This window comes from Nocardia sp. NPDC051900 (assembly GCF_044452545.1).
GTDB lineage: Bacteria > Actinomycetota > Actinomycetes > Mycobacteriales > Mycobacteriaceae > Nocardia > Nocardia sichangensis.
The window spans coordinates 130,895-145,446 of sequence record NZ_JBITBU010000022.1 but is presented as its reverse complement, the minus strand read 5'-3'; the positions used below and the strand labels follow the sequence as shown (position 1 = coordinate 145,446).

General features: G+C 68.7%; 11 protein-coding genes, 2 tRNA genes and 1 pseudogene. 8 read left to right on the top strand and 6 right to left on the bottom strand.

Translation table 11 applies throughout. The features are described 5' to 3' along the window. Positions 1-535 precede the first annotated feature (535 nt). Positions 536-1,567 (top strand): HoxN/HupN/NixA family nickel/cobalt transporter, encoded by a 1,032-nt coding sequence (locus ACIA5H_RS31205; protein ID WP_397079234.1) that lies wholly within the window; start codon positions 536-538, stop codon positions 1,565-1,567. Between the two features lie 137 nt (positions 1,568-1,704). Next, positions 1,705-2,709: an alpha/beta hydrolase gene (locus ACIA5H_RS31200; protein ID WP_397079232.1), complete on the top strand. Its 1,005-nt coding sequence runs from the start codon at positions 1,705-1,707 to the stop codon at positions 2,707-2,709. Here ACIA5H_RS31200 and hisC read toward each other — a convergent pair. Beyond that, positions 2,706-3,779 carry a histidinol-phosphate transaminase gene (hisC, locus tag ACIA5H_RS31195; RefSeq protein WP_397079230.1) on the bottom strand — a complete coding sequence of 358 codons (1,074 nt, stop codon included), beginning with the start codon at positions 3,777-3,779 and terminating at the stop codon, positions 2,706-2,708. The genes ACIA5H_RS31200 and hisC overlap by 4 nt on opposite strands. A 117-nt stretch (positions 3,780-3,896) precedes the next feature. Between hisC and ACIA5H_RS31190 the strand changes: the two genes are divergently transcribed. The 3 genes from ACIA5H_RS31190 (at position 3,897) to ACIA5H_RS31180 (ending at position 4,886) form a co-directional block, all read left to right on the top strand. Next, positions 3,897-4,601, top strand: coding sequence for a dienelactone hydrolase family protein (locus ACIA5H_RS31190; protein WP_379249929.1), 705 nt, complete (start codon positions 3,897-3,899; stop codon positions 4,599-4,601). An 88-nt stretch (positions 4,602-4,689) separates the two neighbouring features. Next, a tRNA-Ser gene (locus tag ACIA5H_RS31185) sits at positions 4,690-4,779 on the top strand. A gap of 34 nt (positions 4,780-4,813) precedes the next feature. Further along, positions 4,814-4,886, top strand: a tRNA-Arg gene (locus ACIA5H_RS31180). A gap of 129 nt (positions 4,887-5,015) precedes the next feature. On the opposite strand, the gene ACIA5H_RS31175 is transcribed toward ACIA5H_RS31180, so the two are convergent. The 5 genes and pseudogenes from ACIA5H_RS31175 to ACIA5H_RS31155 all read right to left on the bottom strand — a co-directional run bounded on the left by ACIA5H_RS31175 (position 5,016) and on the right by ACIA5H_RS31155 (position 8,831). Next, positions 5,016-5,732, bottom strand: coding sequence for a maleylpyruvate isomerase family mycothiol-dependent enzyme (locus ACIA5H_RS31175; RefSeq protein ID WP_397079228.1), 717 nt, complete (start codon positions 5,730-5,732; stop codon positions 5,016-5,018). Between the two features lie 206 nt (positions 5,733-5,938). Continuing rightward, the gene (locus ACIA5H_RS31170; protein WP_379250143.1) at positions 5,939-6,331 is read right to left on the bottom strand and encodes a RidA family protein; all 393 of its coding nucleotides are present in this window, start codon (positions 6,329-6,331) and stop codon (positions 5,939-5,941) included. A 126-nt stretch (positions 6,332-6,457) separates the two neighbouring features. Next, positions 6,458-7,009 (bottom strand): annotated as a pseudogene (locus ACIA5H_RS31165) (DUF998 domain-containing protein); the annotation flags it as partial. 263 nt (positions 7,010-7,272) lie between these two features. Beyond that, on the bottom strand, positions 7,273-7,701 hold the full coding sequence (locus ACIA5H_RS31160; RefSeq protein WP_355073042.1) for a very short patch repair endonuclease: 429 nt from the start codon (positions 7,699-7,701) through the stop codon (positions 7,273-7,275). After that, on the bottom strand, positions 7,698-8,831 hold the full coding sequence (locus ACIA5H_RS31155) for a DNA (cytosine-5-)-methyltransferase (protein WP_356963509.1): 1,134 nt from the start codon (positions 8,829-8,831) through the stop codon (positions 7,698-7,700). The genes ACIA5H_RS31160 and ACIA5H_RS31155 overlap by 4 nt, the downstream gene beginning before the upstream one ends. Before the next feature lie 336 nt (positions 8,832-9,167). On the opposite strand from ACIA5H_RS31155, the gene ACIA5H_RS31150 reads away from it, so the two are divergent. The 3 genes from ACIA5H_RS31150 to ACIA5H_RS31140 all read left to right on the top strand — a co-directional run bounded on the left by ACIA5H_RS31150 (position 9,168) and on the right by ACIA5H_RS31140 (position 14,551). Next, a complete protein-coding gene (locus ACIA5H_RS31150) occupies positions 9,168-10,418 on the top strand; it encodes a KasA/KasB family beta-ketoacyl-ACP synthase (protein WP_397079227.1) in 1,251 nt (416 codons plus the stop codon). Positions 10,419-10,526: 108 nt separating this feature from the next. Then, positions 10,527-12,455 carry a long-chain-fatty-acid--AMP ligase FadD32 gene (gene fadD32 / locus ACIA5H_RS31145; RefSeq protein ID WP_379249935.1) on the top strand — a complete coding sequence of 643 codons (1,929 nt, stop codon included), beginning with the start codon at positions 10,527-10,529 and terminating at the stop codon, positions 12,453-12,455. A 284-nt stretch (positions 12,456-12,739) separates the two neighbouring features. Then, a complete protein-coding gene (locus tag ACIA5H_RS31140) occupies positions 12,740-14,551 on the top strand; it encodes an ABC transporter ATP-binding protein (RefSeq protein WP_397079226.1) in 1,812 nt (603 codons plus the stop codon). Position 14,552: the final 1 nt, after the last annotated feature.

Genomic DNA, 14,552 nt, shown 5'->3' with positions numbered 1-14,552 from the left:
TCGTCGCACTCCCGCATCCGGCGTTCCAGATCGGGCGGGAAAGGATTTGTGTCCGGTTCGTTCTCGATCGAGGAGACGGGCGACACTGGATTCACGGTTTTCTCCGGTCGGGCATAGGTGCTGCGATGAAACAGACGAATCGAGCAGAGAATTCGCGCGGGAAGCGCAGCGGGCACCGCTTCGTCGGGGTGGCCCGCGCATGGCAGATGCCACGGATTAGCTTTTATTCGAGGCCAACTCAGGAGACACGGGGGCCGTCGCGACTGTGAACCGGGCGGCCGGTCCGCACGGTGCGGTGCAGCGCAGTGCGGTGACCTCGGCGCCGATAGTGTGGATGCGCGATCATGCCCGTCCTAGTTCGATACCCGGAAAAGGCTCGGCGCTCAGCGTACGGCGGGTGTGCTGATGGTGTGCCGCGATTTGCTGGATTTGCTGGATCGCCCCGAGGCGCGGACCGATGCCGGTGCGGTCGAGTATCGTTGACGCGTCTGCATTTCGGGGGTCGAGGGGTTCGCTCGTGCGCAGTGTCATCGGAATGACCATCACCGTCGTGGCTCTGCACGTCCTCGGCTGGGGGACGCTGCTGCTGTTCGTCGCGCCGAACCATTATGTGATCGACGGTTCGGTGTTCGGCATCGGTCCCGGGGTGACGGCGTACACGCTCGGCATGCGGCACGCGTTCGATGCCGACCACATCGCCGCCATCGACAACACCACTCGAAAATTGGTGGCGGAGAGTGGGAAGCAAAAGGTCCGGACGGTCGGCTTCTGGTTCGCGCTGGGCCACTCCACGGTCGTGTTCGTGCTCGTGGCCTTGCTCGCCTTCGGTGTGCGGGCGCTGGCGTCCACCTTGGCGGACGAGGATTCGGCCCTGCAACGCTGGACGGGCTTGTGGGGCACCAGCGTCTCCGGCACGTTCTTGATCCTGATCGGTCTGCTCAATCTGGCGTCGCTAATCGGCATCTGGCGCGTGTTCCGGCAGATGCGCCGCGGCGAATTCGACGAGGCGCAGCTGGAACGGCAGCTGGACAGCCGGGGCCTGCTCAACCGGCTGCTGCGACCGGTGCTCGGCCTCGTCCGCAGGCCGCGGCACATGTATCCGGTGGGCGTGCTGTTCGGCCTCGGCTTCGACACCGTCACCGAGGTCGGGCTGCTCGTGATCGCGGGCGGCGCGGCGGCGACCGGGCTGCCCTGGTATTCCATCCTGGTACTGCCCGTGCTGTTCTCGGCGGGCATGGCGCTGTTCGACTCGCTGGACGGTTCGTTCATGAGCTTCGCCTACGACTGGGCATTCGCCGAGCCGGTGCGGAAGATCTACTACAACTTGGTGATCACCGGACTGTCGGTGGCCGTGGCGCTGCTGATCGGCGGGCAGGAGATCGTCTCGATCTTCGCCGAGCGGCTCGAGGTCCGATCGGGCGTCGTCGCCTGGATCGGAAATCTCGACCTCGGTGATCTCGGGTTCATCATCGTCGGGCTGTTCGTGCTCACCTGGGCGGTCGCCGTCGCGGTGTGGCGTTTCACCGGCGTGGAGCGGCGCTGGCAGGACGGTCTGCCCGCCCGGTGAGCACGGTGCGTGGTCTTCGACACGGCGACGGCCTTCCTGCGGCCATCGACATCTCTGGCAGGATGGTCGGCATGCTGTGTCGCGGGGTGCGGCGTTGGCTTTCCAGCGCTCTGATCAGTGCCGCACTCGTTTCCGGTGTGGTGTCATTCGGTGCACCCCAGGTCACGGCGGCGCCCGGCAATCCGCCGCCGGTCAACACCGGATCGTCGGACGGTCCCGGCCCGGCGGAGCCGACCAGTAAACAGCCCTCGACGCCGCGAATCGAGCGCATCGAACCGATCAACGATCGGTGGCTGCGGGTCTACGTCGCCTCGCCCGCGATGAGCCGGGTGGTCGAGGTGCAGGTGCTGCTGCCACGCGACCAGTCGCGCCCGCGTCCCACCGTCTACATGCTCGACGGCCGCAGCGCGAGCCCCGACAGCAACAACTGGACCGAACTCGGGCACGCCGACCGTTTCTACGCCGACAAGGACGTCAACGTCGTGCTCACCGTCGGCGGGCCGGCCAGCTTCTACACCGACTGGCAGCAGCCGGACCCGGTGCTCGGCACCAACAAGTGGGAGACATTCCTGACCAAGGAGTTGCCTCCGCTGATCGACGCGAAGTTCGACGGCAACGGCACCAACGCGGTGATGGGCGTCTCGATGGGTGCGGAGGCCGCGATGATGCTCGCGTTCCGGCAGCCGACGCTCTACAAAGCCATCGGGGCGCACAGCGGCTGCTTTTCGATGGGCACCGACATCGGCCAGGCGCAGGCGCGGGCGGTGGTGGCCACCTACATGGGCGAGCCGGACAACATGTTCGGCAAGCAGGACGACCCGGACTGGCTGGCGCACGACGTCACCCTGCACGCGGACGCGTTGCGGGGCAAGACGATCTACCTGTCGGTCGGCAGCGGCCTGCCAGGTGTGCACGACGTGCCGGGGACGCCGAATGTCGACCTGCCCAGCGCCATCACGTTCGGCGGCCCGCTGGAGGCCGCCACCAACGCCTGCACCCGGCGGCTCACCGACCGGCTGCGGTCGCTCGGCATCCCGGTCACCGCGCACTTCCGGGCCACCGGCACGCACTCCTGGCCGTACTGGGAGGACGAGCTCGCCCTCTCCTGGCCCACGATCGCGCCCGCGATAGGCGTCCGCTAACCCAGGAACCGGGCGAGCACCTCCGGGGCGCTGGCGAAGCTCAGGAACAGGTCGTTCTCGTGCGGGTCGCCGATGGTGACGCGCACCCCGTCGGTCCCGTACGGCCGCACCAGCACCCCGGCCGCCGCGCTGGCCTCGCCGAACTCGGCGCTGCGCGCGCCCAGCGGCAGCCAGACGAAGTTCGCCTCACTCGGCGGCACCGGGTATCCCGCCGCCACCAACGCGTCGCGCACCCGCTCGCGTTCGACGACCAGAACGTCCGTGCGATGCAGCAATTCGTGGCGTGACTCCAGCGACGCGATCGCCGCCGCCTGCGCGAGCCTGCTCACGCTGAACGGGATGTGCACCTTCAGCAGCGCCGTGATCACGGCCGGATCGCCCACCGCGTAGCCCACCCGCAACCCGGCCAGGCCGTACGCCTTGGAGAAGGTGCGCAGCACAACCACATTGGGTCTGGTCCGGCCGATCTCGACGCCGTCGGGGCGGTCGGCGAGCCGCACGTATTCGTAGTACGCCTCATCGAGCACCACCAGCACGTGCGACGGCACGGCGTCGAGGAACCGGACCAGCTCGGTTCGGCCGACCGCGGTGCCGGTCGGGTTGTTCGGGTTGCAGACGAAGATCAACTTGGTCCGCTCGGTCACGGCGGCGGCCAGCGCGTCCAGATCGTGCACCTGACCGGCCGTGAGCGGCACCTGCACCGCGGTGGCGTTGCCCACCTTGGTCACGATCGGATACGCCTCGAACGAGCGCCACGCGTACAGCACCTCGTCCGACGGTGACGAGCAGGTGATCTGCACCAGCTCCTGGCACAGCGCCACGCTGCCGCAGCCGACCGCGACATTCTCGAAGCCGACCCCGAGGAACTCGGCCAGCGCCGTCCGCAACTCGGTCACCTGATTGTCCGGATACCGGTTGGCCAGCTCGGCCGCTTCGGCGATGGCTTTGGCGGCGGCGGGCAGCGGACCGACGGTCGTCTCGTTGCTGGCCAGCTTGACCGCGCCGGGATTGCTGCGGCCGGGGGTGTACGCCGGGATCGATTCGAGGTCCGGCCGGATCTGCGCTGTCACACTCCAACCCTAATCGGCGCCGGGAAAAGCCCGATCGGCGTACCGGAAATTCTCTGGGATATAGGCCCTCACGTGCAACTTCTACCGAAGTTCAGCAACTCGCCCTACGCTGGTTTCATGTCGGGCACCTACGACGATTTGGCTCCGCTGCGGGCGAGCGACCAGGAAGACGAGCGGCCGGCCAGCGGTGGGCAGGTGCCCATCACGGTGGTGGAGCCGGATGGAAACGCCCGCGGCGGCATCGTGCTGCTGCACGAGTCGCGCGAGTTCAGCGGCGCGTTACGCGACCTGATGAACGCGCTGGCCGGTGAGGGCTGGACGGTGGTCGCGCCCAAACTCTTCCATCGGGGCGACGGTGAACCCGGCGCCGGGGTCTTCGGCGACGAGCTGTTCGCGGACTTCGACGCCTGCTTCGACTGGCTCACCCGGCGGGGGGTGTTCCCCGACACCATCGGCGTGCTCGGGTTCGACTCCGCGGGCACCGCCGCGTTCCTGGTCGCGACCAATCGCCCGATCGGCGCCGCGGTGAGCGTCGCGGCGCACGGCATCACCGAGCCGCTCACCGAGCAGGCCGACGCCCTCGTGCGCGCCGCGCCCAACCTGCAGGCGCCGTGGCTCGGCCTGTTCGGCGTCGACGACCCATCCACCCCGCCCGCCCAGGTGGACGAGCTACGCGACGCGACCGCCCGCGCCGCGGTTGCCAGCCTGGTGGTCACCTACTCCGGCCTGCATCACCGAGCCGACACCTCCGAGGCGGACGATGGGGACGCGGTCGATTCGCAGACCAGAATCTTCGATTGGTTCGACAGCAACCTACGCTGACCAGCCGTTTTGTGATCTGGTCGGTAGCTCCTGTAACCTTTCTGCTCGGCGGTTCGAAAGGACCGGTGCCCTCGAAGAGAAGGCTCCAGGAGGCGTGCCAGAGCGGCCGAATGGGACTCACTGCTAATGAGTTGTCCCTTCACGGGGACCGGAGGTTCAAATCCTCTCGCCTCCGCCACACCCGGGAAACCGGGTACAACTGAATAACACATGCGCCCGTAGCTCAACGGATAGAGCATCTGACTACGGATCAGAAGGTTAGGGGTTCGAATCCCTTCGGGCGCACGCAGGTAGAAGCCCCTCCGGTACCAACGGAGGGGCCTTCTCGCATTACATCCATGTAGGTGACGCTCGCGAGTGGCACACCAGCGAGACGGCTTCTCGGGCGATGCCGCAGTGGTGTGCCACTCGTGGTTACTTCCAGGCGGGGAGGGTGGGGAGGGGGCCGGTGAGGTCGGTGCCGGGGGTGCGGCCGAGGAGCCAGGCGGCGAGGGAGGCGGCTGGGCCGGAGATGGTGTCGGTGGGTGAGGGGCCGATGGGGGCGGTGAAGTCGGTGTCGGTGGCCTGGATGGTGATGGCAAGGGGGGTGTCGGCGGTGAGGCGGGTGAGGTCGGCGGTGGCCTGGGGGAGGATCCGGGCTACGAAGGAGGCGGGCCAGTTGGCGGGGTGGTAGTCCGCGTTCAGGTCTACGTGGTGAATTTCGACCTCTTGCAAGCGCATCCACAGGACTTCGGTTGCGGGGATGGGGCGGCCCTGGCGGGTGCGGACCTGTGCTCGCCATGCGTCGTCGGTGAGGGAGCGTGCGAGGCCGAGAAAACGGGTCGCGGCGGCCTCGTTGTCGGCGAGCTGTTCGGCGAGTGGACGGGGTGCGCCCGCCTCGATGTCGGCGTCGCGCAGGAAAGGGCTGGCGTATTGCGGGATTTCGACGCCGGTGTGCGCCCACAGCAGGAGGTTCACCAAGCTGTCGGCGTTGCGGGCGAGGTGCGCGAGGACGTGGCCGCGGGTCCAGCCGGGCAGGAGGGAGGGCTCGGTGACGGCGTGCTCGTCGAGGCCGCGGATGGTGTCGAGCAGGCGTGCGGTCGCCTCGGCGACGGTGTCGAGGTGCACGGGAGTCTGCGAGGCGGTGGTCACGGTTTCGACCCTAGCGATGGGCGTGCCGCCGTCGTGGGCGACAAGCCGTGATTCCGCCCAGGACTGCCAGCGGGCTGGGGCGATCTGGGATGAGTGCGATCGCCGCTCGTTTCGCGCGACGATCCATCCGCTTCGGCGGCATGACGGCTCGCCAGTTCGGCAGGTAGCCGGACAGACCACGGCGGCCTGGAAGCCCGCTCGGCGATCTACCCGCCGACGATCGCGTCGGCCTCGATCTCGACCAGCAAGGCCGGGGTGATCAGCGCCTTGATCTCGTACATCGCCGTCGCGGGACGGATCTCGTCGAAGACCTCGGCGTGCGCCTTCGCGACCTCGGGCCAGCGGGCGATGTCGGTGACGAAGATGCGGGTGCGCACCACGTCGGCCAGGCTCGCGCCCGCCTCTTCCAGCGCCGCGGCGATGCGCCGCAGCGTTTCCCTGGTCTGCTCGCCGATGTCGTCGCCGCCGACCGCCGTGCCGCCGGGGGCCGACGCGGTCGTGCCGCTGACCGCGATGACATCGCCGAGCCGGACCGCCCGCGAATAGCCGACGATGTCTTCGAACTCCGAACCCGAGGCGATGTTCACGCGATCACTCATGGGCGACAGCATCCCACGGCGCTCGGCGCGGCCATGCGCAGGTTCCCGGCCCTCCACGATCACCGCGGCGGCCAGCGCGATCAACCACAGCGACATCGCGCCCACCTGGATCCGCTGGGCGATGCCGAGGGCGTAGTTCCCGGGCAGGTTGTCGGCCACCAGCATCCACACCGTCGCCAGCGAGCCGATCACCAGCACGACCAGGCCGGATTCGCGCAGCACCCGCCAGCGTCGATAGCGGAACGCGGCGAGGCTGAAGGCGAAGGCGGCGACCGCGATCGAGGTGACCGCCAGCGTGCTCGTCAGCGCGTGCGGCTGATGCAGTTGCGGGAATAGTTCACTCGGGCCGCCGCACCCGCTCTCACCGGGGACGCAGTCGTGCAGCGGCAGCAGTACGTCGGCGACGGTCGCCGCGCCGAAGCAGAACAGCGCGACCCAGCCGACGTTGGTCAGTCTGCGGCGCGGGAACAACACCAGGCCCGCGATCGCCGCGGGCGCGAGGACCACCCCGACGATCAGGTCGGCGGTCGCGAACACCTCCCGGTACGGCTTGCCCTCCGCGTCCAGTTCGCTGAGGAACGTGTCGACCGGGTCGAGGTCGATGCCGAGCACGAACTGCAGCACCCAGGACGAGTAGCAGATCCCAGCGATCGCGATCGCCGCGGCGACCAGCACCATCGCCGGTCGTACGCGCCGAACAGCGATCTTCGGGCCACTCGTCACGCCTTCATTCTGCTGGTCGCTCGAGCGCGCCGGACAGCGGCGGGCCGCACACGTCATTACCATCCGGCACACAGGGTCTTGTCAGCTTCGCCCGGCACGCTGGTCGACAGCTGCAACTCGAGGAGGTCCCCATGCTCGGTTTCGCGACTGCCGCCGCCGGAATCGCGGTCATGACGGTGATGGTGGCGTCCGGTTATCTGGCCGCCCACGCTCCGCGTTCACTCGTGCGGGTGCGACACCGCTGACAGCGCGGCCTGCACGCGGTCGGCCGCACTGACGGGATCTTCGTGCTCCCAGACGCGGACCACGTGCCATCCCGCGGCGATGAGCGCCGCGTCGGTGGCCCGGTCCCTGGCCACGTTGCCCGCCAGTTTGGCCGCCCACCACTCGGCGTTGTTCTTCGGGTCGGTGGCGTGTTGCGGGCAGCGGTGCCAGAAGCACCCGTCCACGTAGACCGCGATGCGCCTGCGCGGGAACACCAGGTCGGCGCGCCTGCGCTGTCCCCGGATCGGCGCGCGATCGACGAAGTAGCGCAACCCGCGCCGGTGCAGTTCCCGGCGCAGCGCCAGCTCCGGATCGGTTCCGGTGCGCCGTTGACGCGCCATCCTCGCGCTGGTCACCGCGTCGGTCGTGGGCCTGCGGGTCATGCCGCCCATCCACCCATCCGATCGAGATGGCTTTCCACGTCGGCGAGGAAGCCGGGCGGAAAGCGCAGACTGCCCATAGTGGTGCGGCGCAGGAATCCGGCCGTCGCGCGGGCGGAGAGCAACTGCGCGTCGGTGAGGAAGTGGGCCAGGTCCTCGTACGGCTCGTGCACCGGCCACGTGGAAACCGGCACCCGATAGGCGGCACCGTTGTGTCCCCATGCGGCGACCGGCCACGGAGTGCCCGGCGACAGCGGTTGCTCGCCGGAGATCGGTGCGAGCGGAGCGGCCAGCCGGGACCCCACCCAGGCCGCCATTCGCACGCTCACCGCGTTGCCGACCAGTTTCCAGCGGTGGCCCTTCCTGATGCCGGGCACGTCGGTCGCGGGCGCCGTCCAGCCCGCGTCGAAACCTTGCAGACGTTCGGCGTCGGCGATGCCGGGCGTGACGATCTCCCCGGACGGCAGCCGCACCGCGGGCGGGCTGGCGATGCCGAGCGCGGAGCCGCCCTTCAGGGTCGGAACCGCGTTCACCGCCCAGCCCAGTCCGCGCACCCCCTCGGTCCAGTAGAAGCCGCACGGATCGATCTCGGGATCGCCGATCGCGCGGGGACCGGCGTCCTCGCCGAACAGCACCCCGCGCGGGTCCTCGGTGCGGGACGCCAGCATCAGCACCCGCTGCCTGCGCTGGGGCAGGCCGAACGCGCGGGCGTCCACCACCCGGTAGGCCCAGGTGTAGCCGAGCTCGTCGAGCGCGCCCGTGATGTGCCGCATGGCCGCGCCGCGGCCGAGTTGCAGCATGAACGGCACGTTCTCGATCAGCAGCCAGCGTGGGCCCCGCTTCCGGCGAACCAGGCGGAACACCTCGTCGACCAGACCCGAGCGCGTGCCGGTGATACCGGCGGTGCGCCCCGCCTGGGAGAGGTCCTGGCACGGGAATCCCGCCGCGACCAGTTCCGTTCCCGCCGGGATGGCGCGGAGTCTCGTGATGTCGGAATGCAGCGGCACGTCCGGGAAACGGGCGGCGAGCACGCCTTGGGCTCCGGGCTCGATCTCGCACAGCAACTCGGTGTGCCAGCCGTGCCTGCCGAGGCCGAGCTCGAGTCCGCCGATCCCGGCGAACAGCCCGACCATCCGCGCGCCCGTCAACGACCTTCCCTTTCTCGCGTCCACACCGGACGCCGCCCGCGCGTCCTGTGCCCGGGGAGCAGGTTACTCGAGTCGTCCGAGGCGTTCCCCGAACAACGCGACCATCGTCCCCGGCACCTGGTACGGTCCGCGTGTCACGCCGTGCGATCGGTGCGCTTTTCCAATAATGCACAAGGGTGGTCGCACCCGGACGTGATGACCGGCCGATCCGCCTGCGCTCCAGTGCCATCCGCGCGGGCCGCCCACGATCCTGGTGGCGCGCTCGCGCATTGCTTTTGCTCGACGAAGTTCCAGAGCGACGCTAGGGAAAGTGAGCGAAACATGCAGATGCCTTCCACTAGAAACGGACAGTTTCCCTCGGTCGTGGTCACCAGCCTGGCGGCGACCACGTCCATCGCGGGTGACGTGGATTCCACGTGGAAAGGCTTGCTCAACGGCGACAGCGGTATCGACGTCCTGGAAGACGAGTTCATCGACGAATTCGAGCTGCCGGTCCGCATCGGCGGGCATCTGAAGGTGCCGCCCGCCGCGTATCTGGACGCCGCCGAGGCCCGCAGGCTCGCTTACGTGGAGCAGTTGGCCGTCGTGCTCGGGCGTGAGGTCTGGCGCAACGCGGGCAGTCCCGAGGTGGACACGCGCCGTCTCGGGGTGTCCATCGGCACCGGGCTCGGCGGCGCGGAGGCGATCATCCACGCTCGGGACAAGCTGCACAACGGCGGTTACCGCAAGGTGTCGCCGTACACGGTCCATGCCGTGATGCCGAACGGCGCGGCGGCCTGCGTCGCGCTGGAGATCGGTGCGCGGGCCGGGGTGACCACGCCGGTCTCGGCCTGTTCCTCCGGTGCGGAGGCGATCGCCAACGCATGGCGGATGATCGTCATGGGCGACGCCGACGTGATGGTCACCGGCGGCGTGGAGGGTTCCATCCAGGCGCTCGCGATCGCGGCGTTCACCATGATGCGTGCCATGAGCACCCGGAACGACGCGCCGAAGAGCGCCTCCCGTCCCTTCGACGCCGACCGCGACGGCTTCGTCTTCGGTGAGGCGGGCGCGCTGATGGTGCTGGAGACCGAGGAGCACGCCAAAGCGCGCGGCGCGACCATTCACGCCCGGCTGATGGGCGCGGGCGTCACCTCCGACGGCTTCCATCTGGTCGCGCCGGATCCCGAGGGCACCGGCGCCGCGCGCGCGATGTCGCGGGCGATGCGGACGGCGGGCCTGGCCAAGTCCGATGTCACGCACGTCAACGCGCACGCGACCGCCACTCCCATCGGCGACACGGCGGAGGCGCGTGCGATCGGCGAGGCCGTTGGCACCCATGCGTCGGTCTACGCGCCGAAATCGGCTCTCGGGCATTCCATCGGCGCGGTCGGCGCGCTCGAATCGGTGCTCACGGTGCTCACCGTTCGGGACGAAATCATTCCGCCCACATTGAATTTGGACAATCAAGATCCCGAGATCGATCTGGATGTGGTGCACGGCGGAAGCAGGCCGGGCCGTATCGATTACGCCTTGAACAATTCGTTCGGTTTCGGCGGGCACAATGTCGCGCTCGCCTTCGGCCGGTACTGAGGGCCAGGTGGCCGGGACACCTGCTAGCCTTCCCGACGCTTCGTTATCGACCTGTGTTCGGTGTCATTGCACGGCCCGAGTGTCTGTGCGCTGGAAAAGGATAAGGCGATGATCGACGAAACTTTCGACGACTATCTGGACGATCAGGGCAATATCGAGATTCGTGGGGACAAGACCCTGATCGACTTCGTCGACAAGCACAGCGTGGAGAACGGCGACGACCTCGCCTACCGCTTCATCGACTACTCCCGGGAGCGGGACGGCGAATACCTGGAACTCACCTGGCGGCAGTTCGGTGTGCGCCTGCGCGCGGTGGCCGCCCGGCTGCAACAGGTCACGCGCCCGGGCGACCGGGTGGCGATCCTCGCTCCGCAAGGACTCGACTACGTCGTTTCGCTCTTCGCCGCGGTGTACTCGGGAAATATCGCGGTTCCGCTGTTCGATCCGGAGGAGCAGGGCCACACCGACCGGCTGCACGCGGTGCTCGGCGACTGCAAGCCCGCCGCGATCCTCACGGTGGGCTCGGCGGCGAGCGGTGTGCGGAAATTCTTCCGGCACCTGCCGCCGCAGGAGCGTCCGCGGATCATCGCGGTGGAGGCCATCCCGGACAGTGTCGGCGCTTCGTGGGTGCGCCCGGACATCAACATCGACAGCGTCGCCTACCTGCAGTACACCTCGGGTTCCACCAGGACGCCCGCGGGCGTGGAGATCACCCACCGCGCGGTGGGCACGAATCTGCTGCAGATGATCGACGCCATCGGCGTCACCGAGAATTCGCGCGGGGTCACCTGGCTGCCGTTGTTCCACGACATGGGTCTGCTGGCCGTGATCCTGCCGACCGTCGGCGGCGGGTTCATCACCATCATGTCGCCGAGCGCGTTCGTGCGCCGTCCTTATCGCTGGATCAAGGAACTGGCCGCCGCGTCGGACGGCGCCGGAACCTTCGCCGCCGCACCCAACTTCGCGTTCGAGCACGCCGCGGCGCGCGGCAGACCCAAGCCCGGCGAGAAATTGGACCTCTCGAATGTGATCGGGCTGATCAACGGCAGCGAGCCGGTGTCGGTGTCGTCGATGAAGAAGTTCAACGAGGCGTTCGCGCCGTACGGGTTGCCGGAGACGGCGATCAAACCGTGCTACGGCATGGCCGAGGCGACGGTGTTCGTCTCCGCCACCAGGGCCGAGGACAAGGCGAAGGTGGTCTATGTCGATCGGGCCGAGCTGAACGCCGGGCGGATGGTCGAGGTCGCGGCGGACGCGGTCAACGCGATCGCACAGGTGTCCTGCGGATATGTCGCGCGGTCGCAGTGGGCGGTGATCGTGGACCCGGAGCACGGCACAGAAAGGCGTGACGGCGAGGTCGGCGAGATCTGGTTGCACGGCGAGAACATGGGCACCGGGTATTGGGGCCGTCCCGAGGAGACCGCCGCCACCTTCCGTGCCGAGCTGACCGCTCGGTTGCCCGAGGGCAGTCACGCGGAGGGCACGCCGCAGGACGCCAATTGGATGCGCACCGGCGACTTCGGCGCGTACCTCGACGGCGAGCTGTACATCACCGGACGGGTCAAGGACCTGGTCATCGTGGACGGCCGCAACCACTATCCGCAAGATCTGGAGTTCTCGGCACAGGAATCGAGCACGGCGTTGCGCCCCGGCTTCGTCGCGGCGTTCTCGGTACCCGCCAACGAACTGCCCGCGCTGGTCTTCGAGCAGGGCAGCCAGTCCGGTCTGAGGTTCGACGCCGAGGACACCTCCGAGCAGCTGGTGATCGTCGCGGAGCGCAATGCCCGCGCGGGCAAGCTCGAGCCGGAGCCGGTCGCCGACACGGTGCGTGCCGCGATCGCGCGCCGCCACGGCGTCATGGTCCGTGACGTGCTGCTGGTGCCCGCGGGGTCGATCCCGCGCACCTCCAGCGGCAAGATCGCCCGCCGCGCCTGCCGGGCAGCCTATCTGGAGGGCACGCTGCGCGGCGGCCACCAGCAGCAGGCTTTCCCGGACGCGCCGCAAGAGTGGGAGTCGGAGACCGCGGGCGTCGGCTAGAGCTAGGTCTCGAGGTAGCGGTCGCGATCGGTGACCCGCGGGTATCCGGCGATGAGCAGCCGGAGCCTGGATCCGCGCGACTTGACCTCGAGTTCGCTAGAGGTTGTGAACTGGGCGAATGAGTGCCGAATCCGTCGCCGCGACGAGCCGTGGATGTCCGGCGGCGGCCGGAAAATCGGTTGGTCGACGAGCGTTCCGGTGCGACCCTGAGATGTCGGACCCTGCTGCGAACATCACCGTGGGTCTCGTTCTCCGCCGCCAGTCACATACCTACAGGGGGAGTCTTGTCTGTCACGCTGGACGTTTCGTCGGCCGAATCGGAGGCCGACAGAACGGAGCGGCCCGCCGCCACGGGCCGCTTGCATTCCCTGCGCCGATTCTGGCCGTACCTGCGTCCGCACGTCCGCATTCTGCTCGCCGCCAGCGGACTGGCGCTGCTGTCCGGCCTGACGGCCGTCGTCATCCCGCTGATGATCGCGCGGATCATCGACGGCCCGGTCGCCCACCGCGATCTCGCGGGCGCGCTCGGGCCGGTGGCCGTGGTCCTGGCGCTCGGCCTGGTCGAGGCCGGTGGCGTGTGGGGACGCCGCTGGCTGATCGCCGCCCCCGCGACGCGAATCGAGATCACGCTGCGCGCCAAGATCTTCCGGAAGCTGCAAGCGTTGTCGATCGGCAGGCACGACGCGTGGGAGTCGGGTCAGCTGCTGTCCCGCGCGATCGAGGACCTGGCCACCATGCGCCGGTTCGTCTCGTTCGCGGGACCGTTCCTGCTCATCCACTGCGGGATCATTCCGGTAGGCCTGCTCGTGCTGATCGGGCTGAGCCCGCAGATCGGGCTGATCTTCGCGGTGATCGCCATTCCGCTGGTGTTCATCTGCATTCGTTTCGAGCGCAGGTACGCGGTGGCCTCGCGGCATTCGCAGGACCAGTCCGGGGACCTGGCCACCACGGCCGAGGAGTCCGCGCAGGGCGTTCGGGTGCTCAAGGCGTTCGGGCGAGGCGTGTTCTTCGGCCGCCGCTTCACCGCCCAGGCGCAGGAATTGCGGCAGACCGAGCTGCTGAAAGCGCGCCTGGACGCGACGTTGTGGTCGAGCATGCTGAGCATTCCGCAACTGGCCATCGCGTTCGCGCTCGGCTACGGCGGGTACGCGGTGGCGCACGGCACGATGACGCTCGGCACCTTGATCGCGGCCATCACGCTGGCGACCTTCCTGCAGTGGCCGATCATCTGGACCGGCTTCCTGCTCGCGGAACTGAACGACGCGCGCACCGCTGCCGACCGATACTGGGAGATCATCGACACCCCGGTCGACATCACCGATCCGGCCGATCCGGTGCGCTTGCCGGACCGCATCCGTGGTGAATTGCGATTGGAGGCTGTGCGTTTCGCTTTTCCCGACGCGGAGAACGAGGTGCTGCGCGAGGTGTCGTTGCGGGTGCGCCCAGGCGAGACGGTGGCGCTGGTCGGCGCGACGGGAAGCGGCAAGACGGCGCTGCTCAACTTGATCCCGCGCTTGTACGACGTGACGGGCGGTGCGATCACCATCGACGGCATCGACATCGCGGCGATGCGGGTCGCCGACCTGCGATCGCTGGTGTCGGTCGCCTTCGAGGAACCGGTGTTGTTCTCGGCGAGTGTGCGGGAGAACGTCGCGCTCGGCGACCCGTCCGCCACGGACGCCGATGTGCGCCGCGCCCTGGAGGTCGCGCAGGCCACCGCGTTCGTCGACGACCTGCCCTGGGGCTTGGACACCAGGATCGGTGAACAGGGCTTGAGCCTGTCCGGTGGCCAGCGGCAGCGCCTCGCGCTGGCTCGCGCGGTGCTCACCGGCGCGGGCGGAGGCAGGCGCAGCCGGATCATGGTGCTCGACGACCCGCTGTCCGCGCTCGACGTGGAGACCGAGGAGCGAGTGCAGGAACGCCTGCGTACCGTGCTGGCCGACGCGACCACGCTGCTCGTCGCGCACCGTCCGTCCACGGCCGCGTTGGCCGACCGGGTGGCGGTGCTCGCCGACGGCCGGGTCGTCGCGGAGGGCACCCACGATCAATTGCTGCGCACCAGTAAGAGCTACCGCGAACTGATGGGAGGTGAGTAGC

What these genes read in the sequence shown, in the direction of transcription:
- ACIA5H_RS31205 (WP_397079234.1), top strand. Translation starts at nt 536, where the DNA reads ATGACCATCACCGTCGTGGCTCTGCACGTCCTCGGCTGGGGGACGCTG.
- ACIA5H_RS31190 (WP_379249929.1), top strand. Translation starts at nt 3,897, where the DNA reads ATGTCGGGCACCTACGACGATTTGGCTCCGCTGCGGGCGAGCGACCAG.
- ACIA5H_RS31170 (WP_379250143.1), bottom strand. Translation starts at nt 6,331, where the DNA reads ATGAGTGATCGCGTGAACATCGCCTCGGGTTCGGAGTTCGAAGACATC.
- ACIA5H_RS31150 (WP_397079227.1), top strand. Translation starts at nt 9,168, where the DNA reads ATGCAGATGCCTTCCACTAGAAACGGACAGTTTCCCTCGGTCGTGGTC.
- ACIA5H_RS31155 (WP_356963509.1), bottom strand. Translation starts at nt 8,831, where the DNA reads ATGGTCGGGCTGTTCGCCGGGATCGGCGGACTCGAGCTCGGCCTCGGC.
- ACIA5H_RS31160 (WP_355073042.1), bottom strand. Translation starts at nt 7,701, where the DNA reads ATGACCCGCAGGCCCACGACCGACGCGGTGACCAGCGCGAGGATGGCG.
- fadD32 (WP_379249935.1), top strand. Translation starts at nt 10,527, where the DNA reads ATGATCGACGAAACTTTCGACGACTATCTGGACGATCAGGGCAATATC.